10 protein-coding genes are annotated in these 23567 nt (G+C 56.7%); all 10 read right to left on the bottom strand.

Annotated features, from left to right (window positions below; genetic code table 11):
• Window positions 1-13: 13 nt before the first annotated feature.
• Complete coding sequence (locus tag RSF91_RS02045) at window positions 14-11866, bottom strand: tandem-95 repeat protein (protein WP_332566854.1); 11853 nt, start codon at window positions 11864-11866, stop codon at window positions 14-16.
• 768 nt (window positions 11867-12634) lie between these two features.
• Complete coding sequence (locus tag RSF91_RS02040; protein ID WP_332566853.1) at window positions 12635-13273, bottom strand: response regulator transcription factor; 639 nt, start codon at window positions 13271-13273, stop codon at window positions 12635-12637.
• Window positions 13274-13361: 88 nt separating this feature from the next.
• A complete protein-coding gene (locus RSF91_RS02035) occupies window positions 13362-14192 on the bottom strand; it encodes an urease accessory protein UreD (RefSeq protein ID WP_332566852.1) in 831 nt (276 codons plus the stop codon).
• Between the two features lie 31 nt (window positions 14193-14223).
• Complete coding sequence (gene urtE, locus RSF91_RS02030; protein ID WP_332566851.1) at window positions 14224-14916, bottom strand: urea ABC transporter ATP-binding subunit UrtE; 693 nt, start codon at window positions 14914-14916, stop codon at window positions 14224-14226.
• A 170-nt stretch (window positions 14917-15086) separates the two neighbouring features.
• A complete protein-coding gene (gene urtD, locus RSF91_RS02025) occupies window positions 15087-15965 on the bottom strand; it encodes an urea ABC transporter ATP-binding protein UrtD (RefSeq protein ID WP_332566850.1) in 879 nt (292 codons plus the stop codon).
• Window positions 15962-17167, bottom strand: coding sequence for an urea ABC transporter permease subunit UrtC (gene urtC / locus RSF91_RS02020; RefSeq protein ID WP_442878779.1), 1206 nt, complete (start codon window positions 17165-17167; stop codon window positions 15962-15964). The genes urtD and urtC overlap by 4 nt, the downstream gene beginning before the upstream one ends.
• A gap of 164 nt (window positions 17168-17331) precedes the next feature.
• A complete protein-coding gene (urtB, locus tag RSF91_RS02015; RefSeq protein ID WP_332566848.1) occupies window positions 17332-18945 on the bottom strand; it encodes an urea ABC transporter permease subunit UrtB in 1614 nt (537 codons plus the stop codon).
• Between the two features lie 118 nt (window positions 18946-19063).
• Window positions 19064-20332: an urea ABC transporter substrate-binding protein gene (gene urtA / locus RSF91_RS02010; RefSeq protein ID WP_332566847.1), complete on the bottom strand. Its 1269-nt coding sequence runs from the start codon at window positions 20330-20332 to the stop codon at window positions 19064-19066.
• Between the two features lie 214 nt (window positions 20333-20546).
• Complete coding sequence (locus RSF91_RS02005; protein WP_332566846.1) at window positions 20547-21278, bottom strand: DUF4198 domain-containing protein; 732 nt, start codon at window positions 21276-21278, stop codon at window positions 20547-20549.
• A 14-nt stretch (window positions 21279-21292) separates the two neighbouring features.
• Entirely contained in the window at window positions 21293-23305 is a 2013-nt protein-coding gene (locus tag RSF91_RS02000) for a TonB-dependent receptor (protein ID WP_332566845.1), read from the bottom strand.
• Between the last annotated feature and the right edge of the window lie 262 nt (window positions 23306-23567).

Here is a 23567-nt window from a genome sequence, read left to right as displayed (position 1 = left end):
CGCCTTGCCTTGATTAGTAATGAACCACGCCCAATTGGTGCAGCTCGTCATCCAGCGCCGACTGCGGCAGCGGTGCATACAGAGCCGTGCTGTCGGTACTGAAAGAACTCGCAGTTCCAGATGGCAATGTCGTCGACTGGGTAGAAGGTGCAGGCAGCACATTGTCCAGGCTGATGGAGCCGGAATCCGTGCTGAGCAAATCGTCCCAAGAAGGCATCGAGAACGAAGATGCGCGGGCCCCACTGCCATTACTCACAGTCACGCCATCCACCTTCACTGTCACAGTGCTTCCCTGATAGATGCTGGTGTACGTTCCAGCAGACGATCCAGGGGTCCATCCATTCGACAGTTGCAGCAAATCCTCTGCGGTCCCCTTGATAGTCAGCATATGGCGGGAGTCCGTCATGGCAAACACATTGGCGGCACTCAGACCTGTAATGCTGTTGGCACCGTGCACCGTCAGGTCAAGAATCTCAACATTCGTCAACTTGGCGGCCAATTCGGCGCCACTCCGGATCTCGCCAGAGCGCAACTGAACCGTATCGTCACCAGCACCTGCATCAATCTTGGAGCCCGTCCACAGCAAGCTGTCGGCATTGCCTGTCGGCTGCTGTTTGGTAATGCTGAGATCAATCACACCAAATACCTTGTCCGATGCATGTCCGTTGAAACTTTCCACGGTCCACGCCTCAATACCGATTTGCATTCCAGCTTTAGCGTCCTGATCTTTTAAATCATCCATCGCCTGCTTGAAGCCCAGTTGATCCAGCAAGGACTGAGGAATACCAGAGATGGTGTAGTTAACGTAACCGTTACCGTCGACATCAGACTTAACACCGAAGGTATAGGTGACACCATCCTTCGTGATCTGCTTGCCCTCAAACAGCTCTTCTGCCCCCACGTAGAAGGAAGCATGTGCGCCCAAGCCCGTGATCTTGATCGTCGTGGTTTCAATGCTGTTATCCACCGGCGTGAGAGGACTCGCAGGACCTCCCGTCGCCTTATTGGTGATCTTCACAGGGTCCTTCATCGATGCATTGAGATTCAGTGCAATCACCGAATTTTCTTTACCAAAAGCTACGGATGTATTCAGAGTCAAGCCATCTGCCACCGGTGCAATGGTGATGTTTCCCAGCTTCTGAGAGTCATTTTGCTTGGCATCCAGTTTTGTTTCACCAGATTCCACATTCAGCGTCACCTCACTCAGTGTGCCGCTCCAGTTATTGGGTGGCAGGAGGAACACCTTTGGCGGCAAACCACCTTCGCTGGAAAGCAGCCAGGTGTTGTTCGTCAAACCATCCGCACCAAGGTTGCTGGCCAGGGTTCGAGTTCCGTCAGCACCCTCCACGTACACCAGGAAGCCTTCAGGCACGTTGGACAATGTGATGATGCCAATGGTTTCTGAGCCATCGATATCCTTCAGCGTCACACTCAGGCCATCTACGCCGGTGAGTTCAATCAGCCTGTCCGCAAGCGCCGCACCGTGCTTCTCTTCCATCACGCTGATCGGCTTAGTACCAATCTCGACACCGTTGTTGATAATTTCTACTTGGCCTTCACCACCACCACCAACAACACTACCAGTACTCTCGGCCTCTTTGGTGACGATGCCTGTCTTGTGATCTGGCAGGCTTGCGTTCTCGTCTTCTTTGCTCTGCACGTAGCCCTTGAACACCACAGAGCCTGGCTTCGTCTCCTCAAGGCGATACGTCAAATCCAACTCGGTCTGCCCACGCTCATTAACAGGAATTAGATAGTAAAGACCATCCGGAATACCGTCTACACCAACAACCTGTGTTGGTTTTATCTCTGTTATGCCATCTGGCAGCCAGAGACTTCCACCTATCAGGCCAGCAGAAGATTTGTCTCCAACAAGCTGCAAATAAAGTTTTCCCCCAACGATGGAGCCGTACCCCTTGTCGCCAGGATTAACAGAGACCGTCACTGGAATGACTTTGGTGCCCTCCTTCACGGGAGTCACAACAATTTTCAGCTCAGCAGGGTCTGTGACCGGAGCCACCAGAATGCCGTCCTTGGCAGTCTCTTTTACATCGCGATCGCCGCTACCCTCTACCGATGTAGAAAGAGACGCATCAAACTTCAGCTTCCCAGGCGCATTGTTCTCGTTGCTGTCCTTAGGTATTGTTACCGTAATGCTGTTCAGCAATTCATCCAATTTAGCCTGAGCATCCTCACCAGCCGGAACTTCAATACTCTGCGTCCAGATAGTCTGGATGACCTTGCCTTCCGCATCGAACTTCTCGGTCATGGTCATGCCAGAGACCGTGACGCCAGTAGGCAAATTATCCACAGTCACAGTCAACACACTGCTCTTGCCAGAGGGACTGTCAGCCACCGTGGCATCCAAGAGGTCCTTCAGCTTCAGATTCGGCTGATCTTCATTGACAACTAAATTGTCCTTGAAGTCCCATTTCGTAACGGGTGGAGGCGTTGGCTTACCCGGATCTTCTTCCGTAGGGGGGGTATATGTTGTTTTCACGTTCCAGGAAACCGAATCCGTCCTCACGCTTTCAGTTCCACGGTCCATCACCTGCACTTCAAATGTGATGTCATGAGTGCTCGGCTTCGCGTTGGTGCCGAAATCAAACTGAATTGGCAATGCCAGACCGTTCTCGCCGATGGACGCATCCTCGTAAACCAGCACCCAGTACTTGCCATCCAGGCTCAACTCTGCGCCAACAACCTTGACACCTTCTGGAACCCCGCTGATCAGCACGCGCGTTACCTGCTCACTGCCGTCCTTATCATCAGAAACAGCATTCAGATTAACCGTGACGATGCCCGACGCATCAACCGTCGTGAACTCGGCACTGTTATCGCCACCAACAACGCTCTCTAGCAGCAAGTCCACGGCGTCGGTCACCGGTGTTGCGGTAATCGCAAAGTCACCGCTGCCCTCCTTGGTACCAATGCCCGCTAAGTTAGAGCCGGAGTCATCCTGCACCTCGTATTCGTAGTGGAACTTGCCCAGTGAGCCGTCAAGATGCTGCTTGCCACGGGCAGCCAACTCTTTTGCCTGCGCGCCAGTCAGCTCGTAGTATTCGTCCGCTCCTCGGGTAACCTTGGTGATCGTTTTATCGGCCAAAGCCTGCGCCAACGTCTTGGCACCAGTGCCTGTTCCCAGATACAAGGTAAAGGGATCCGTTGGCAACCCTGTGCCAGCGTCAGCCACCTTGATCCAGACCTTCGTCAAGGTTTCATCGGTATCACCGTTCTTATGAACGATGCCAAATTTCAAGCTCGATATCACGTCCTCGACCAGCGCTCCACTGGTCGTGGCCTCGGCCTCTGCAGAAGGCTTGACGACAAAGGAAACATCAACCTTGTCACCAGTCCAGGTGTTGCCATCTATTCGCTCTGTGGACACTGCCGATGCACTGAATTTCACCTCACCGCTAAAGTTATTGGGCACACTGATCTTGACATTTGCCAATTGATCTTGTGTCAACAGCCACTCGCGCTCCACTCCTGTACCGCGCACCAGCCAGGTGCCAGCCGGCACCAGATTAAAACCTGCAGGCAAGCCCTTAATCGTGAATGTCAACGCTTCAGAGCCATCTGCGTCATCCATTTTCACGGTCAGCAAGTCCTTCAACCAAACCTGCTTACTTTCGGCATCAAGTTCCGCTTCGGAATAAGTGGGCTTTAGCGTGCTGATTGTGACCATATCCGCAACGCCATCGACATTGACCTCAACTGTCAGCTTCTTGGTCGTAGGAGGTGAATCGACAGTGATTCCATCAATGATTACCCTATCGGTCAATGTGGCTTCAAACTCCAAGTTGAAGCTCTCATTACTATTAACTGGGGGCTTAATGAACAGGCCCTCACTGCCTTTGTAATTCGGAATTTTCACAACCCCGTTGCTATCAGGCATCAATTCCAGCTTGCCGTAATACAGTGTCGCACCGGGAGGAATGTTGCTGATCTTCAGCTCAAACGTCTCGGAAGGGTCTGAGCTCGTAGGATTAATATTGAGCTTAATCTGCGTGTCTTCTTTACCTGCCGCGCCGCCATTCAAAGCAAGGGTGAAATCTTCAGCTACTGGATTGATCAGAATATTTTCCAGCGTGGCATTGCCAGAGATGGCCTCATCGAATACACCAGTGCCTTCGCGGTCATCGTCATAGTCACGGGTCACCGCTTGCACAGCGATGCTGAACTTGCCCGAAAAATTGGGTGGTGCCTTGAATTGCAGGGTATCAAGGTATTGCACCGGGATATCAATCGGCGTTTTGCCGTCATACACCTGTTCAACCCAGACCTTGCCATCGAAGTATTGGAACGAAGAGCCAATAGCAGGGCCCTCCTCACTAACGCCTTCACCGCCCGTGACCGTAGGAATCAAGCGCGCAAAGGTTTGCTCATCTCCATCGCTATTGAACCAACCATCTTTCAGTTGGAAGCCGTCTTTAATATTGAGAGCAAACCATTCGTCTTCTTTGCCAGCATTTTGATATATATGGCCAATTGTCAGCCCCACATCGACGCCATCCTTTTTGTCACTATCGACCGTATCCTTTTCTGCGACAGGGGTGACTTCAATCACGAGCGTATGAGACGTCTGTTGCTTATTGATTTCGACCTTACCGTTCACCTCAATAGAGTCTGTCGATGTGATGCTAAGGGTAATGGAAGCGTCTTTGCTGCTATGCGCTGGGGGCGTGATGGCAAACCCCTTCAACACCAATTCACGCTGCGTTTCGTTGAGACTGTCATCGAACGTAATCGTGTAAGCGGTGCCACTTTTCCCATCACCAATCACACTCCATCCCGAAGAAGGAACTCCATTCACTCCTGCAGTTGGTTGGCTCACAACCCAGCCACCAACAGGCACAGTAAAGCTCACCGAGTTAATGACCTCTCCGTCTGAACTCTTGTCCGTCACGCTCACTCCGGCCAGGAAATTCACTGCAGTGTCTTCCCTAGTCGTTACGCCCTTCACTTCCACATCACCCGCAACCGGGGTGACGTGCAGATTCAGGTGCACCGTGTCGCTCAACAGCGCTCCGTCAAAGCTGCTGCCGTCCACATCGCGGTCTATCGAGTGCAGCGTCACCTGCACATCAAGCATGTTGCCACTGAAGTTATCTGGCGCTTTAATACTGATTTCAGGCAGTGTGGGCGTTGACGAGTTCAGACCATTGCAGAGAATGGTGTAAACGCCGTTGACGGGAGTAACCTCCTTGGGAACGCCATCGATCATGACCGTTACAACCGAGCCTGCTGACAAATTACTGATGGTGATCCAGCGCTCCTCACTGCCGTCCACATCAGGCCCTGTATTGTCATCAGCATTGCCAAGCAGCGCTTGCAGATGGCTGCTGAGATTAAAGCTAGATTCTTCAGCAAAAGATGGCAGGCTGACCGCTGTCTCCTTCGTGCTGGCATCGACAAAATCACCGTTGCTGTTTTTAATCTTCAGATCAATCGGGTCTGTGACAGCCTTCACCTCAACCGGCACTTCCACGATCGTGGATGCGCCGTTCTTCCCAGCGATAGGCGTGTTGTCACTCTTTACTTCGTAACTGGTCACTTCCGCTTTGACAGTGAAGTCCTTGCTGCTTTCAGCAGGCGGCAGCACCGTCATCTTGTTGAAGTCCTCAGTAGTCATCTTGAGCAGGCCGTCTGCATTCGCATGATGTGGACCATCAGTCAAAATAATCGTGACCGTACCCGAAGAACCAACCTCATATTTATCGACGCCAAAGTACAAGATTGCGCCTTCTGGCAATCCAGACAGCGTGATCGGCCCCAGTTTTTCAGGGCTGTCGCCATCAACACCATCGCTCTGATCCGCATCGTCCTCTACCTGTGGCGCGTTCAAGCCCAGGGCAATAGCCTTATCTTCATACGTACTGACTGGGGAAGCTCCCTTGGTAAAGATTGGAGCATCTGCCACCGGGTCAACAGTGACCTCAACCACGCGGTCCGTATAGCTTTCGTCGTAATTTTTCACCCGGTAGGTGAACGTGTCTTTCCCGCTGTAGTTGTGGTTAGGCACATAGGTGACGCGTCCGGTATCTGGATCAATAGTCACTTGACCATGCTTAGCTTCTTCGACAAGAGAGACATCGGCATCGGCCGTCGTATTGAAACTGTTGGCTGGTGTATTGCCTGTGCTGTCTTCAACCACATCCAGTTTCACCGGAGTCTCATCCGGTTTGTCATCGACAACCGTGACATTGAAATTGGAGTTTTTGCTATCACCATCACCATCCGTCACAGTGAAGGCGAAATTCAGGTCCTTGGTGGCATCCTTGCCGTGATCCAGCGAGGCCTTCAGTTCAAACTTGTAGCCCGCATTGACAGTACCAGGATTGGTGATGGTCACCACAAAGACTTCCTTGCCCTCCGCCATGGCAGTCAGCGTATGACCATCTGCACTAACGGTATAGACCAGGGTCTTGCCACCTGACTTCAGCCACAGGTCATTCAATTTAGACTGAGGGTCATCGAACTTCGTATTGGCAAGCGTACCGACCGAGTCTGCACCTGTCGTGACATGGAGCGAGCCTGTTTTTGTCAAAGCGCCAGCATCCGGCTTGCTGCCGTAAATCAACGCGCTTTCATCGATCGTCGAGTTTTCTGGCGTGCCAATGACGGGAACATCGTCCTTGAAGGAGATACGGTCACCAATGCCCATGTTTGAGCTGCTGACAGGGTCGCCATCACCGTCGGTGGCTGTGACCTTGAGAGTAATGGCGTCCTTTGCCAACTGCACAAGCTCATCCGCAGGAAGCGCGTCCCCGTGCTTCATTGAACGATACTGGGTCAGTTCCACCACGCCGTTGGCGGCATCCGTGACTTTCAGTGTGAAGACCGTAGTCAGGACGCCGTTCACCAGGACAGTTCCGGTAACAGTGTTGCCGCTAATGCTCAGCAGCACGGGGGAACCTGTGGCTGTGTCAACAAGGCCGCTGTCTACTCCTGTAGTTGCGCCACCTTTCAGACCCAGTTCGTAGTGCGCTGTGCCCTTCCCGTCAGCGCCGAAGTTGATGACAAACAGGTCTTTCAGGGATGTAGATGCGCTACCGCTTGCACCCAGCTTGCTTTCATCCACCTCCAGCGCCACGTTGGCGCTTGTGTTTTCGCTAATAACAGGGATGTCGTCGACTACGCTCACAGTGAAGTTTTTACCCACCGAGTCATCGACGCTGTTAGTTTCTTTAGTTTCAAAACCAAAGACCAGATCCAGCTTGTTTTCGCCAGAGCCTGCCGGGTGGTCGAGTTTTCCGTGCAGCGTAAAGGTGTAGCCCGGGTTGCCGTGGGGGTCTGTAATTTCGACGGCAAAGACCTTATCCGTCTCTGCACGACCTGTGCCGACATAGGCCGTCAATGTATGTCCATCAGCGCTCAGCACGTACTCGACGCCAACCCCACCCGATGTCAGATTCTTAGGAGCTGCATCAATGCTGAGTTTGGTATCGATGGCATCAACGCCCTTGCCCACGTTCAACGCGCCACTGACGGAGGTTGCCCCCTTGTTCTTGTCGGTACCCAAGACAAGGTCATCTTCATCCAGAGTCGTGCTTTCCGGCGCACCCAATGTCAGGCCAATGTCGGTCACTGTGATTGGCTGCTTGGCCCAATCACTAGGGTTAATACTATCGCGATCCACCAAGGAGTAGCTGAAGTCATCAGTCTTGCCTGCATCAGTGCCATGCGCAACGCTGCCGTTGCTGGTGTAGCTCCAGGTCCCGTCCGAATGGACCGTCAGTTTTCCGTACTGAGTGTCAACAGTAATGGATTTGCCGCTGGCTATGGTGAGAGTCTTCTCGCTGCCATTAGCACCGATGTACTTGATTGAGCCCACCCTGGCCCCATCGGCCCCTTGCTTGTCATTGTCAAGCAGGTTGCTGGTACCCGCGCTCCACGCAACTCCGGTGTAGCCCACGCTCAACCCGCCTTCTGGCAGGCTGACACCATTTTGATCAACAGCGATTGGTGCATCGTCTACGATTTTGATGCTGATTTTTTCCGACGAAGACTCATCACCATTGCGATCTGTGACGCTGATACCAATGTTATCCAGCGTGCCCGCACCACTGACGTTCGCGGCCTTATCCAGGGTGTAGGTGTACTTGACGGTGATCTCGCCCGTAGTGGGATTGACGGTATAGCCGTTGAGCACCAGCGTCCCGTACTGGGTCACGATGGTTTTTTGAGAGTCGTTCAGGCTTTCCAGTTCGGCCTTGCTCAAGGTCAAACTATTAGCACCAGTTGCATCGGTGTAGCGGAAGACAACAGCACCGCTTGCAGCCAAGCCGTCCTTCGCATCAATGGAGAACTGAGAGTGAACTACGGTGTTGGCGGGGTTTTTTGCTGTCCCATCGTTCAGTCCACTTTCAAAGACAACATGGTCGCCTGTGTTGGCATCAGGAGTCGATGAGGCCTGATCGTTGGGTACTGTGACTTTGACGACGTCGTTGGTGCCGTGAACATTGATGGTCAGCTTGGCTGTGGATTGATCACCGTCGCCATCCGTGAGGGTGTAGCTGAAAATATCTTCAGCAACTTGGCCATTAATAAGACCTTGCGTTGCGGGCCATCCGTTTTGCAGCGTATAGGTATAGCTGCCATCAGCATGAATGACCAATATGCCGTAGGTTCCTTTTACGGTGACAGAAGCGCCAGCGCCGGACAATCCGCTGTCAGCCACATGTCCATTACTACTGCTGGGCACACCCGCCTGAACACCAGTGACCGTCGCGCCATCAGCGCCCTTGCTATCGACCACGTCGCCTGATGTTGCACCAGTGCTTCCTGTCACATTACCGGTGACTGCGGCAGCATCGTCTTCATTGACTGTTTTGGTGTCATTTTTGGCCTGAGGGGCATCATCAACAATCTTGATGCTGATATCTCCCTTAGGGCTGCTATGTCCATCACGATCCTTGGCAACGATGGTGAAGTCATCCTTCAAATCAATACCGTTACCGGTATTGTTGTGAGGAGCTTTCGTCAACGTATAGGTGTATTTGATCGTGATGAGGCCTGTCGTCGGATCCTTGCTGTAGCCGTTGAGCAACAACTCACCATACTGGGTCGAGACCTTGTAGCTCGCAGTATTCAGCGCTTCAAGATCGCTCTTGCTAATCTTAAAAATCGTTCCGTCGCCACGAGTCAACGTGACAGCATCTGAATCAGCAAGTCCATCCGGGCAATCAATGGTGAAGCTCGAAACTACTTGCGTGTCGTTGGCATTGGTTGCAGAGCCATCACCCAAACCACTTTCAAAGACGACATGATCGGTAGTTTTGCCATCCGGCTTGGATGCCGCATGGTCAGGAACAGGAACCGTCACAGTGACAGGCTCGTCGACACTGTCCACATTAATAGTCAGCGTAGCAGTGGCCGTACCACCTTCCTTGTCACTGATCGTGTAGGTAGCTACAGGGACCGGGCCGTTGTAGTTAAGTGCAGGAGTGAAGGTATAGCTGCCGTCAGCGTTGATCACCAGCTTTCCGATGGCTGTGCCGTCCTTGGCGGTCAGAGTCGCTGTGCTTCCAGCTGTAAACGGGTCAGGTTGTCCATCTCCGTTCTTATCAATCGTGAAGCCAGTCACAACCAGCGTGTCGCCGTCCGGGTCGACATCGGTCTTGCCGCTCGCATCACGATCTGTCAGCACATTGCCACTGACGGGCGTGTCTTCGTGAGTCTTTGCCGTGTCATCGACAGCGACTGGAGGAGGATTGCTCACATCCAGCTCGAAGGTCTGTGCCGCCGTAGCGCCGGAGGGATCCTTTGCCGTGACCGTGATGGTATAGATGCCATCTTTACCTGAGCCGCCTTGGCTGGCCGAGGGGTCCAGCGTTCCGGTGATCAGGCCCGTGGTCGGGTCGATGCTCAGGCCCGGTGGCAGGCCTGAAGCGGTATAGGTCAGCTTATCGCCGTCCACATCCGTGAAGCCGCCTCCAGTGGAAATCCTCACCGCTCCGCCGTCCTTGCCGGTTTCGTTGGGCAGAGTTACCGCTGTCGTAGGGGCGTCGTTGACTGACGTGACGGCAATATTGACCGTCGCCGTATCCGTATCGCCATCGGCGTCTTCTACGCTGTAGTCAAAGCTCATCGGTCCGTGGTAATTCGCATTTGGCACAAAGCTCATGGTGCCATCGGCTGCAATGTCTACCCTACCGTTCGGCACGGTAATGCTTTGCGGATTGCCGGTCAGCGTGATGCCATTGATGCTGGTGATTTTCAGGCCGCCATCGGGCGCACTGTCGTTCCCCAGCAGGTCCAATACAACCGAGCCGTCTTCACCCACGGTGTAGCTATCGTTTTGCGCATCCACGGGATCGTTGACTGGAGTCACCTCCACCGTGATGGTGCTGGTCGTGGTCTCTCCATCCGGGTCCGTCACGATCACTTCAAACGTGTCTTTTCCGTTGAAGTCCTTGCCTGGCGTGTAGATGTAGCTGCCATCAGGATTGATGGTCACCGTGCCGTGGGCCGGTGGGGTTCCACCGGTGTACGTCAGCGTGTCGCCATCGGGATCTGTGCCCACGACCTTGCCGCTCACCGGGGTTTCTTCCGGGGTCTTGTGACCATAGTCTGGCGCTGTCGGCACATCGTTGACGGGCGTCACCTCCACCGTGATGGTGCTGGTCGTGGTCTCTCCATCCGGGTCCGTCACGATCACTTCAAACGTGTCTTTTCCGTTGAAGTCCTTGCCTGGCGTGTAGATGTAGCTGCCATCAGGATTGATGGTCACCGTGCCGTGGGCCGGTGGGGTTCCACCGGTGTACGTCAGCGTGTCGCCATCGGGATCTGTGCCCACGACCTTGCCGCTCACCGGGGTTTCTTCCGGGGTCTTGTGACCATAGTCTGGCGCTGTCGGCACATCGTTGACGGGCGTCACCTCCACCGTGATGGTGCTGGTCGTGGTCTCTCCATCCGGGTCCGTCACGATCACTTCAAACGTGTCCGTGCCGTGCCAGTCCTTGTTGGGGGTGTACACGTACTCGCCCGTGATCGGGTCCACGGTCACCGTGCCATGGGCCGGAGGCTTGCCTTCTGTATAGGTCAGCGGGTCGCCGTCCGGGTCAAACCCTTCCACCTTGCCCTTGACTGGCGTGTCTTCAGGAGTGATGTGGCTATCGTCTGGTGCTTGCGGTGCATCGTTGACCGGTGTCACCGTCACAATGACAGTGATCGTAGAGGTCGTCCCGTCTGGGTTTTTGACCTCCACCGTGAAGGTGTCTGGCCCGTGGTAGCCAGGGTTGGGCGTGTAGAGATAGCTTCCATCCGGATTGAGGGTGACTTTCCCAAACTCAGGATCAGTGCTTGCCCTGTAAGTGGGTATGCCAGCCGAAGGATTCTTGTTCTCGAACTTTCCCCCGATGGACTGGTTCTCAGGGGTCTCAATTGCAGGTGAGGTCAGCGGAGGCTTAATACCCTCTTCAGTGCCACCACCCGAGTCGCCTGGGGTACTACCACTGTTACCGCCTCCGCCGCCAGCTGCAGCGCCGACGCCCAAGATACCCAGCGCAGCAGCCAACCAGCCACCGTGGTGCCATGGAGGAATCAGTGCAGCTTCATCCCATTCGATTTCGGTGAAGTGGAAATTTTTCCAGGGCGAGGTGTACTGCCCCCACCACAGGACTCCTTCGTTATCTTCCAGCAGCAGGTCGTTACGTCCCTCGCCGTCGTACACGACAAAGAAATCCTTAATGACTGTTTCGCTGCCGTCCTTGAGGAGAAGAACCAGGTCATTGCCGCGACGTCCGAAGTGCTGTACTTTTTCTGGAGCTAACTTCAGTCGAACAACAGATGGTTTTTCCAATGAGAGGTTCTCAATCTCCACCTCACGAATTACACCTGTTTCCTTGCGAATGACTTGCATGGACGTCTACTTTCTTAGATCAGATACGAAGACGTCTTGCAGCAGAGATCCGCTTCTTGATGCATCTGCAGCAAGACGTAGAAAACCTAGGTTGCGGAAAAAGCAGGGATGCTTGACTTGCTGTCCCTGTTAAGCAGCAACCAGCTCATGCATGTGAGCAGATTCCAATGTGTGTATTTGCCGTGCAGACAAGGCAGGCATCCGCTGAATGCTGCGCTGCAGCTTGCCGTTAGCTCCAGCTTTACCTGAGTCAGGCACCCAAAGCCCGCTCAACTGAAGCGCATCAACTGCGCTAACGCATGTCACGGCGTTTGTGCAAAAGCATGGCAACGCTTCCCATCCTTTTGCATCTGCCTCTCGCGCTCAGGCCTGAACCTTCGCAACGACACATCAGAAGCACCAAGCATCTCAGCTCACATGCATATAGGTCATTGTCCTACGTGAGCCCAAATGCAGAAACTTGATTAATCAAATTTCACATTTAAATACAATTGATGACGCACAAGCAATGCTTCCGCTTGAAAGCGATCTTCAGCCTCCAAAACCCCATCATCTCATTGCCTGACAATGAATAATCGCTATGAAATTTGAATCGATTAGGGCAAAAGAGACAATGAGTCCTCACTTGCTGCGAGATACCTAAATAGCTCACCGCCAGACGTAGAACATGTCAAACCGCGTCATATTGACCGCACCTGTTGCACTTCAGCAACAAATAGGTATGTCGCGGCCTTTTCTCGTCCAAAGCAGACTTGGATCATGGCGCAATCACACTTGCTGATCGTTTTCCAGGCTCTTCACCAGAACCGCTGCCTGGGTGCGTGAATAGCATGCAAGCTTCTTGAGAATCGCCGTCACATGCACCTTGACGGTGTTCTCGGCCAAGCCCAACTCATGCGCGATTTGCTTGTTGAGTAGCCCGTCCGCAATGCACAGCAGCACGCGAAATTGCTGGGGCGTCAACTGGGCCAGGCGTGCCGCCAACTCGGCATCGGCTTCCGATCGCTCCGCCACCATGGAAGGAAAGCTCACATCGCCGTTGAGCACATCGTCAATCGCTGCGCTCATGTCCTCGGCGGCGGCGGACTTGGAGATAAAACCAGCCGCGCCAAACTGCTGGGCACGACGGATGATGCGCGAATCATCGTTGGACGAAATCACGATCACCGGCACCTGCGCATATTCACCGCGCAAATGCAGCAGCGACGAAAAGCCGCGCGCGCCGGGCATGGCCAGGTCCAGCAACACCAGCTCGATCTCAGGGTGCTCCTGCATCGCCGCGCCCACGGTCTGGGCGCTGGCCGCTTCAACAATGCGAAATTGCGGATAGCGGTCGTGCAGCACCTGAATCAGCGCGGCGCGAAACAGCGGGTGATCGTCGGCAACGAGAAGAGTGGGCTGGGACATGACTCCGAGTCTGCCATGCCCGGGCTTTACTGAGCGCGGCTGGGCCTATCAGCGCAGTCCGCGGTGCCAAAGCACAACGCTCTGCCGTTCACATAGCCCAGATTCGGGGCGTGCTGCCTTGCAGCTTCCAGATTTCTTTCCGCCAAAAAGCCCACACGGTTTTCCACAGCATCATCACAGGCTCAACCACAGGTGATACACCGCGCAGAATCAGCATGTTTTCATTGGGAGAAGTCACGCCACTCAACACCCCGCCGGGGGCTGATTCCAGCAGCGCATGCGTTCCCTCCAGCAAGGCCTCGCGCTGCTGGCGGGTGATGGGGGTGCCGCTGGCAAAAATCAGACTAGCCAGACAGCGATGGCCAGCCAGCCCCAGATCGCCGTTGAGCAGCAAGTCATCATGCGCGCTGACCACGCCTCGCTCCAGAAAGCGACCCGGCCATTCGATGTGCTGCTCAAACGTGCCCGCTTCATAAGGCTGGGCCGCCAGCGGCAGGCCCAGCGCCGTCACATCCCAGGTCAGCAGCTGCGCGCCCTCTTCCAGCTCAAACTCAAGGTGGTTGATGGCATCGCAGGCGTTGTACGCAATCGCCTCCAGCGGCAGCCATTCCAGTCGTGCGCCTTGCTCCAGATGCAGCTTGGTCCGCTGCAAGGCACGTTGCCCATTGCTTTTGTAAAAACGCGTGGCGCCAGGCGTAGTGATCAGCGCATGCGCGCCTTCGGTCACACGCACATCAATGTCCAGTACATCGCCACCCACCAGCCCGCCCGGTGGATGAACGAGCACGTTGTGGCAAATGCCCGGGCCTTCGGGGTACAGGCTTTTGAGGATGCGCAGCGGCCCATCGTGCGTGAAATGCACCGAGGTCTTGTCCACAGTTTGCGTGTAGTTCAGCGCCAGCTTGGCATGCCATGTCATGGGCTCTCCTCGTTGGTTTACAGCATCGACATCAAATCGCCACCAGCGATCGCACATTCCTGGCCTTCATCTCGCTGCCGGGTCCAGATGCCAGCACCTCGCCGCGCTCCATCACCACGTAGTGATCGGCCAGCTCTTCGGCGAAGTCGTAGTACTGCTCGCACAGCAATATGGCCATATCACCTCGATTCGCCAGCATGCGGATCACCCGGCCAATGTCTTTGATGATGCTCGGCTGTATGCCTTCGGTGGGTTCATCCAGAATTAAAATTTTGGGCTGCGGTGCCAGCGCACGTGCAATGGCCAGTTGTTGCTGCTGACCGCCTGAGAGATCGCCGCCACGGCGGTGCAGCATCTGCTTGAGCACGGGGAACAACTCATAAAGCTCACCCGGAATTTTGGTGCGAGCCGAGCAATACGACAGCCCCATGCGCAGGTTGTCTTCGACCGACAGTCGCGAGAAGATTTCACGGCCCTGCGGCACATAGCCAATGCCGCTGCGAGCACGCTCGTACGGCGTTTTTTTGGCGATGTCTACGCCTTTCCATTCCACAGTGCCGCTTTTGATGGGCACCAGGCCCATCAGGCTTTTGAGCAGCGTGGTCTTGCCCACACCATTTCGACCCAGCAGCACGGTGACTTTACCGACCTCGGCCTGAAGATTCACATCACGCAGGATGTGTGAGCCGCCGTAGTACTGATGCAAATTTTGGACTTTAAGCATTTTTGACCTCTAGCGCTTTCCTATCAAGCGTAAGCAGCTACATTTTTCATAGTCCACACCTGTCACACAGGCATGCCTCAACCCAGAGACACCAAGCAAGGGCCGCCCCGCAGCAAAGGTGTCGTCCCCCGCCAGAAGAGAAAGGGGAAGGCGCAAAGCGCCGCAGGGGGTTACCTGCCTAAATACACTTCAATGACTCGCTCGTCGGCCTGCACTTGCGCCAGCGTGCCTTCGGCCAGAACCGAGCCATCGCACAGCACCGTCACCTTCTCGCTGATGGTGTCGATAAAGCTCATATCGTGCTCCACCACCATCAGCGAATGCTTGCCTTTGAGGGTAAGAAACAGCTCGGCCGTACGCACCGTTTCTTCATCCGTCATACCGGCCACAGGTTCATCGAGCAGCAGCAGTTTTGGCTCTTGCACCAGCAGCATTCCTATCTCCAGCCATTGCTTCTGGCCGTGGCTGAGCAAGCCCGCCTGTCGCGTCACGCTGCCTGCCAGATGAATGGTGTGCAGCACCTCGGCAATGCGGTCTTTTTGCGCACCGCTGAGCTTGAACAGCATGGAGGCGGCAATGCCTTTGTGCGTTTTCAGCGCCAGCTCCAGGTTTTCAAAAACACTGAGTTCTGCAAACACCGTGGGTTTTTGAAACTTGCGCCCAATGCCCATGGCGGCGATCTCGGGCTCCTTGTAGCGCAGCAGGTCGATGGTGGAGCCGAAGTACACCGTGCCGCTGTCGGGCCGGGTCTTGCCGGTGATGATGTCCATCATCGTAGTCTTGCCCGCGCCGTTGGGGCCGATGATGCAACGCAGCTCACCGGGTGCGATGTCGAGGTTCAGGCCATTGATGGCCTTGAAGCCATCAAAGCTCACATGAACGTCTTCCAGATAAAGAATTCGGCCGTGGGTCACATCCACCTCACCCGCCATCACGGGCCGCGCCATGCTGGCGTTGCGTCCGCCGGATTCGGTGCCCGGCTGGGCCTGCTGCGCCGCGTGATAGTCGGCCAGACGCTGCGCGCCTTCCTGCATCAGGTCGGGGGTCATGCGCGGGCTCCTTTCAGGGTGTCTGCCGTACGTTCGCCGGCCTGTCTGGCCATGGCAGCGACTGCGTGATTCAGCTCGGACTGGGTCTGTGCGTTGCGCTTTTCACGCCATTGCTTGATTTGCTGGGGCAGGCGAATCACTCCGCCGGGCATGAACAGCGTGACGATGATGAACAACGCGCCCAGCACATACAGCCAGTACTCAGGCGCAGCCACGGTGAGCCAGCTCTTGCCGCCATTCACCGCAAAGGCGCCGATGATGGGGCCGACCAGCGAAGCACGGCCGCCCACTGCCGTCCACACCGCCATTTCAATGGAGTTGCCCACGCTCATTTCGCTTGGGTTGATGATGCCCACCTGAGGCACATAGAGCGCTCCCGCCAGGCCGCACATCATGGCCGAGATGACCCAGATCGACAGCTTGTACGGCAGCGGGTTGTAGCCGCAAAACATGGTGCGCGTTTCGGCATCACGCACGGCCTGCAGCACGCGGCCATATTTGCTGCGAATCAACCAGCGCGAGAACAAAAAGCAACCCAGCAGCGCCAGCCCGGACAGTGCAAACAGCAACACCTGAATACGCTGTGAAGTCAGCGAAAAGCCCAGCAAAGTCTTGAAGCCGGTAAAGCCGTTGTTGCCGCCAAAGCCGGTCTCGTTGCGAAAGAACAGCAGCATGGCCGCATAGGTCAGCGCCTGCGTGATGATGGAGAAATACACACCCTTGATGCGCGAGCGAAAAGCGAAATAGCCAAACACGCCGCCTATCAGGCCCGGCACCAGAAACACCAGCAGCACGGTGGCGACAAAGCTGCCGGACAAGGCCCAATGCCAGGGCAGCGTCTTCCAGTCCAGAAAGCCCATGAAGGCCGGCAGTGCATCGGGGCCAGCGGCTTCGCGCATCAAATACATGCCCATCACATAGCCGCCCAGCGCAAAGAACAGGCCGTGGCCCAGGCTCAAGATGCCGGTATAGCCCCAGATCAGATCAATGGCCAGCGCGCAGATGGCGTAGCACATGAACTTGCCCAGCAGGCCAAGCATGTAGTCCGACAGGTGCAGCGTGCTGCTTTCAGGCACCCATAGATTGAGTGCCGGAGCCACGGCGCAGATCACGATCAGCGCGACCAGAAACACCGTCCAGCCTTTGCGGCTGAGCAGCGCCTCTGGCTTGGGTAATTCAATAAGTGTTGATTGGGTCATCATTTCAGTTCTCACTCATGCGTTGCACTGTTCATGCCCTATACGACTGACGTAACCCAGACGGGGCCACCCAGCAAGGGCCGCCCCGCAGCGTGGGTGGAGTCCCCTGCCCGCAGCGCGCAGCGGTGCGAGAGCGGGGGAAGGCGCGAAGCGACTCAGGGGGTGTTTCATGTTTCTGCGCTACGACCTTTAAGGGCAAAAATTCCCTGCGGACGCTTTTGAATAAACACCACAATGAACAGCAGCACGGCAATCTTGGCCAGCACCGCGCCCGTCCAGCCTTCGAGCAGCTTGCTGAGTACACCCAGCCCCAGCGCGGCATAGACCGTGCCAGCCAACTGGCCCACACCGCCCAATACCACCACCAAGAAGCTGTCCACTATGTAGTTCTGACCCAGGTCGGGGCCTACGTTGCCAATCTGGCTCAAGGCGCAGCCAGCCAGACCTGCAATGCCCGATCCCAGCGCAAACGCATAGGTGTCAGTGCGTGCTGTATTCACGCCTACGCAAGATGCCATGGCGCGGTTTTGCGTGACGCCGCGCACAAACAAGCCGAGGCGCGTTTTGGCGATCATGAAAGCCACGGCGCCCAGCACCGCAAAGGCGAACACGGTGATGGCGATGCGGTTGTAAGGCAGTGTGAGGTTGGGCAGCAGTGCAATGCCACCACTCATCCATGCGGGGTTTTCCACGCCCACGTTCTGCGCGCCAAACAGACTGCGCACGGTTTGCTGCAGCACTAGGCTGATGCCGAAGGTGGCCAGCAGCGTCTCCAGCGGGCGACCGTAGAGGAAGCGAATCACGCCACGCTCCAGAACCGCACCAACCAGCGCCGATGTCATGAAAGCCACAGGAATAGCCACCACCAGATACCAGCCAAAAGCAGTCTCAGGTACCCAGCGCTGAAAAGCAACCTGCACCAGATAGGTGGCATAGGCACCGATCATGATCAGCTCGCCATGCGCCATGTTGATAACACCCATCAGCCCATAGGTAATGGCCAGGCCCAGCGCTGCCAGCAGCAGCACGGAGCCAAGGCTGATGCCGCTGAACGCTGCGCCTAAGCGCTCGCCCCAAGCCAGATTTTCAGCAATGTCTGCCAGCGCCGCTTTGATGGCTTTTTGCACGGCAGGATCAGCTTCATCAGCCAAGCGCTGGTTGAGCAGCAACTGCGTCTCTGGCGTCTGCGAATGGGCCAGTTGCTCAACGGCCTGAAGACGCTGCAGCCTGTCATCGCTATTCAGCAAGCTAGCGGCTTTGGCGCGGCTCAGCAGGGCTTTGACTTGCTCATCGGTTTCGCTGGCTAGCGCCTTGTCGATCAAAGCGAGGCGCTCAGCATCGGGCTCGGCGGCCAGCTTTTCGGCCGCACTGCGGCGCGCTGCAACATCGCTGCTACTCAGCGCCAGCGCGGCCTGCGCTGTGTCGATGACAGAGCGCATGTAATTGTTGTTGACGACTTCTTCGGCGTCCGCCGGTAGCTTGGCGGCCTGTCCCGTCGCCGCGTCAGTGACCACATCGCCGCTGACCACATAGGCCTTGCCTTGCGATACCCGCACCTCATCATTGGAGAGTGCGGCAAGGTAGCCCGCAAGGCGTGCCCCATCGCTCTGAGCATCAGGAGCAAGCACCGCTTGATTGATGGCCTGCGCGCGCTGCTCGGCGTCGTCTGCCGCTGCCATTGCATAGGCCTGCTCGGCAGTCAGTGCGTGACTGGAAAAGCTCAGCAAAGCACCCAGGCTGGCGGCCAGAGCCCATCTCCATCGCTTGCTCAGTATGTTCATAAAGGTATCTCGGATACTTTCTTGCTGCAGCCCTTATTCAACAAGCGCCAGCAGCTATCTTTTCAGGACTGGAGAGCCCACCAGACCTCTCCAGCCCGCGTTCCACGCCGGTGGTGAATCAGGAGCTCTTGCCGTTGGGCTCGTCCTTCTTCTTGTCGTTACCTTCGATGAAGGGGCTCCAGGGCTGAGCCTTGATCGGACCCTTGGTCTTCCAGACCACGCTGAACTGGCCGTCGGCCTTGATCTCGCCCACCATCACCGGCTTGTGCAGATGGTGGTTCTTCTCATCCATCTTCACGGTGAAGCCGTCGGGCGCAGCAAAGGTCTGGCCGGCCATGGCGGCGATCACTTTGTCGGTGTCCGTGCTCTTGGCTTTTTCCACAGCCTGCTTCCACATATGAATGCCGACCCAGGTGGCTTCCATCGGATCGTTGGTCAGCGGCTTGTCCTTGTGGCCGGCGATGTTCTTGGCCTTGGCGTAGTCGCCCCACTGCTTGCTGAAAGCGGTGTTGGTGGGGTTCTTCACGCTCATGAAGTAGTTCCACGCGGCCAGGTGGCCAACCAGCGGTTTGGTGTCCACACCGCGCAGCTCTTCCTCACCCACGCTGAAGGCGACCACAGGCACATCCTTGGCCTTCAAACCTGCATTGCCCAGCTCTTTGTAGAAGGGCACGTTGGAGTCACCATTGATGGTGGAGATCACCGCCGTCTTGCCACCGGTGGAGAACTTCTTCACATCGGCCACGATGGTCTGGTAGTCGCTGTGACCAAAGGGGGTGTAGGTTTCCATGATGTCGGAATCCTTCACGCCCTTGGACTTGAGAAAGGCACGCAGAATTTTGTTGGTGGTGCGTGGGTACACATAGTCGGTGCCCAGCAGCACAAAGCGCTTGGCGCCGCCACCTTCCTTGCTCATCAGATATTCAACGGCAGGAATCGCTTGCTGGTTAGGCGCTGCGCCGGTGTAGAACACGTTTTTCGACAGCTCTTCACCCTCGTATTGCACGGGGTAGAACAGCAGGCCGTTGTTCTGCTCAAACACGGGCAGCATCGATTTTCGCGAGACGCTGGTCCATCCGCCAAACACCACGGCCACCTTGTCTTGCGTGATCAGCTGCTTGGCTTTTTCAGCAAACAGCGGCCAGTTGGATGCGGGGTCCACCACCACGGGCTCAAGCTTTTTACCCAGCACGCCGCCCTTGGCATTGATGTCGTCAATTGCCATCAACACCGTGTCTTTGAGCACTGTCTCAGAGATCGCCATGGTGCCTGAGAGGCTGTGCAAAACGCCCACCTTGATGGTGTCGGCTGCCAGTACCTGTGAAGTCAAACCCAGGCCCAGAGCCATGGATGCAGCCAGTGTTGTGAGGGTTCCGCGACGATTCATTTCAGCACTCCCAGGAGGTTTGTTCGGTCACATTGACCGCATCTCCTCAAGTGCAAATACCGTGCCAGCGTTCTTTGCCTCTCAAACGACTCTTTCATGCGCCGCGCGGCCAGTAACGCCCTGCAAGACCCTGCACTACGGCAGTGCGCCATGCACCAGATACAGGCGCTGTACAGGGCGTGGCACTGTTGAAGTGCATGCCCATCACTACACCTCAGTGCACGGCAAAGCGCAGCAGATATTCATAGCTGTTTTGCGTCGTTTTCACATCGCCCTGCACTGCTTCGCGCCAGATGGCCTGCAAGATATTGGTGCCTGCGGAAGGCGTCACGCTGGCCATGCCTTGCGCATCACTCAGCGTCGGCGCGCCGTTTTCATTCCATGACAGGCGCGCTCCCGCCAGCGGCTTGCCGTTCAGCAGCACCTGCACCTTCAAAGGCTGGCCTGCATGCGGTGCCTGCCCTGTCAGCGGCACAATTTCAAACATCTGGCCTAGCGGCTTTTGCATCACCGCACCCCAGCGCACCACGGTCTTGTGAAACTTGCGCGCATGCACGCCGCGCACCGCACCGGGGTTCTTGTCCATGGGCAGGGGCAGCATGTCACCTTCAGGTTTGACGCTGCTGAAGTAGCCGTTATCCAGCTCCACCGCAATCAGTGCGGCCTTGGCATCGGGCTTGACGCGAATGCCTGCGCGCAGACTCTGCACATCGCAGCTCAGCTCACGCCCGCGCAGGTCGTAGGCATGCACGCGCTGCAGCTTGGCGGGGTCAAAGGTTTCGGTCTTGCCTTCGTGGCCGCCAAACTGCATGACATAGCCGCCCTGCGCATCGGGCTCCAGCCACACGTTATGGGCATACACGGGGTTGGCGCAGAGCAGCCAGGCCGTAGCGGTCGTGCAAAGAATGCGCGCGATCACGCTTTTACGGGTCAGGGGCTGAGACATGAGAACTCCAAAATTCATAGTGAAAACTGCAAGCCCAGTTGCAGGCTGCGCGGCGCACCGGGTGCCACCAGACGCTGGCCGCCAATCACGGTGGTGGTGCTGGCATAACGGGTGTCGGCGGCATTGCGCAGCCACAGGTTCAGGCTTGCATTGCGCGCCACGCTGGCGGGCAGCCGGTATTGCAGGCCCAAATCAATCCAGTGGTAGCTGGCCGCCCATTCGGTATTGCTGGTGTTGATGGGCGCGCGGCCCACATGGCGCAGCACGCCGTGCACGGTGATATCGCTGCGCGGCATCCAGCGCGCATGCAAGGTGCTGGTGTATTGGGGCACCGCCACCACACGCTGGCCGAGCAGTGACGCATTGGCGTTCTGCGTGACTTTGGAGCGGTTGAGGCCATAGGCCCATTCGAGATGCCAGGCACGCCCGGGCAGCCAGTGCAGTTGCAGCTCGGCGCCCTTGCGCAGCGTAGCTCCAAGGTTTTCATATTCGCCGGGGGCGGTGTTGCGAATCTCCTGGCTGGAGGTGATGCGATAGACCGAGGCATCGAGCAGCCACTGGTTAGAAGGCTTCCACTGCACTCCCAGCTCGGTCTGGCGAAAGATGTTCGCGCTCAGCTCGCTGTTGCGCAGCGCATATTTGGCAAAGTCGCTGGGCAGGGCAAAGCCTTGCGACCAGCTGGCGCGCACCGCTGTCTGGGCATTGAGCTGGGCCAGTGCACCCAGCTTGGGGCTGGCTTGGCTGCGGCCCGGCATGCGGCTGCATTCATCGCCGCCGGTCTCTGTGCCCAGCAGGCGACAACTGCCCTCAAAGCGGTCCCAGCGCAGCGCGGCCGAGGTCTGCAGCCAGTCCGTGGCCTGCCAGTTACCCTGGCCATACAGGGCGGTGTTGTTAAGCCGCGTATTGCGGTCATCCAGCGCAGCAGCCATGCGCTGGCGGTTGACCAATCCATCCCAGTAGCCGTAGTCGGTGGATTCGAGCACCTGCTCCAGCCCCAGCATCCAGTTCAGCTCGCGCGCGGCAAGAGCCGTCTTGCCATTCAAATTCAGCCCCGCGCCCAGCACGCTGCGGTCATAGCGCTCCTCACGCTGCATCCAGGTGCCGCTACGCGGGCGCGTGAACCAGCGCACAAAATCTTGCTGCGTGGCATAGACAAAGCCCAGCAGCCGGGTCTCGCCGCCGAGCGCGTACTGGGCATCAAGGCGCAGCGTACCGAAGTGCTTGCTGGTGCCGTCTCCCACCACATGGCCATCTTTGCCCTGCGGGTCCTGTCGCCACTGCGCTTCGGTCAGATAGCTGGGCGAATCGCCACGTGCCTCATGCCAGCGGCCGGACAGCGATATATCGAGCTTTTCATGCACATGGTGCTTCCAGTGGCCGTTGAGGGTGCTGCGCTCGTAGCCCGAGCTGGGCCGCGCACCATCGCCGCGCGAATGCTGGGCCGCCAGATTGAGCTGATCACCGCCCTCCAGCTCGCGCCCCAGCGCGGCCTGCGTATCCCACAGACCGTACGAGCCTGCGCTGACATCCACATCGGTATAACTGCCGCTGCGGCGCGTGCGCAGCTCCACCAGACCCGCGCGGTTGTAATTGCCCTGCAGCACAGATACCGGGCCGCGATAGACATTGACCTTGTCCAGCTCCAGCGGCACCACCACGTTCAGATCGAAGTAGCCGTCGGCATGTGACGTGGCTTCGTTCAGCGGAATGCCATCCAGCGTGGCCGCCACATCGCCACCATGGCCGCCGCCGCCAAAGCCGCGCAGCACCAGACCATTGGCCACGCCGCTGAGCTGGTAGTGATGGACATGCATGCCAGGCACCTTGCTCCAGAGCGATTCGACCTCCTGGCGTGGCTGCTCACGCAAATCGTCACGGCCTATTTCCGTCACCGAAAACGCTGGCTGTACAGCATCCAGCGACTGGCCTTTGACCTGGACTTCAGCTAGGCGAACTTCGGCCTCATGCGCCCACGCATTGCCATGCAGCAACGCATAACAGGCCAGTGCTGTGCACCGCAGCGTCACCTCCTGGCAGCGACTTCTGTGCGTTGAATTCTTCTTTGTCCTCATGCGCCAGATAGAGCAAGGTCCATGCCATGCAATGCACCGATTCAGCTCTTGCACTGCCCCCGCATGCACCACAAGCAAACACACCGGGCAGGTGTTGGTGCAACCGCTCTCCATAGATGCACCAACAAGGTGCGCCTTCATTCATTTCAGACCATGTGAGCGCAGTGCAAACGCACCGCTTTGGCACAGCACTTGCTAGATACAAGTCCATAGAAAT

This window comes from Comamonas sp., assembly GCF_036643215.1.
Taxonomy (GTDB): Bacteria; Pseudomonadota; Gammaproteobacteria; order Burkholderiales; family Burkholderiaceae_C; genus Comamonas.
Note: the sequence above shows the minus strand (reverse complement) of the source record. Positions and strands in the feature narration are given on the sequence as shown.

What these genes read in the sequence shown, in the direction of transcription:
- RSF91_RS02045 (WP_332566854.1), bottom strand. Translation starts at nt 11,866, where the DNA reads ATGCAAGTCATTCGCAAGGAAACAGGTGTAATTCGTGAGGTGGAGATT.
- RSF91_RS02040 (WP_332566853.1), bottom strand. Translation starts at nt 13,273, where the DNA reads ATGTCCCAGCCCACTCTTCTCGTTGCCGACGATCACCCGCTGTTTCGC.
- RSF91_RS02035 (WP_332566852.1), bottom strand. Translation starts at nt 14,192, where the DNA reads ATGACATGGCATGCCAAGCTGGCGCTGAACTACACGCAAACTGTGGAC.
- urtE (WP_332566851.1), bottom strand. Translation starts at nt 14,916, where the DNA reads ATGCTTAAAGTCCAAAATTTGCATCAGTACTACGGCGGCTCACACATC.
- urtD (WP_332566850.1), bottom strand. Translation starts at nt 15,965, where the DNA reads ATGACCCCCGACCTGATGCAGGAAGGCGCGCAGCGTCTGGCCGACTAT.
- urtC (WP_442878779.1), bottom strand. Translation starts at nt 17,167, where the DNA reads ATGATGACCCAATCAACACTTATTGAATTACCCAAGCCAGAGGCGCTG.
- urtB (WP_332566848.1), bottom strand. Translation starts at nt 18,945, where the DNA reads ATGAACATACTGAGCAAGCGATGGAGATGGGCTCTGGCCGCCAGCCTG.
- urtA (WP_332566847.1), bottom strand. Translation starts at nt 20,332, where the DNA reads ATGAATCGTCGCGGAACCCTCACAACACTGGCTGCATCCATGGCTCTG.
- RSF91_RS02005 (WP_332566846.1), bottom strand. Translation starts at nt 21,278, where the DNA reads ATGTCTCAGCCCCTGACCCGTAAAAGCGTGATCGCGCGCATTCTTTGC.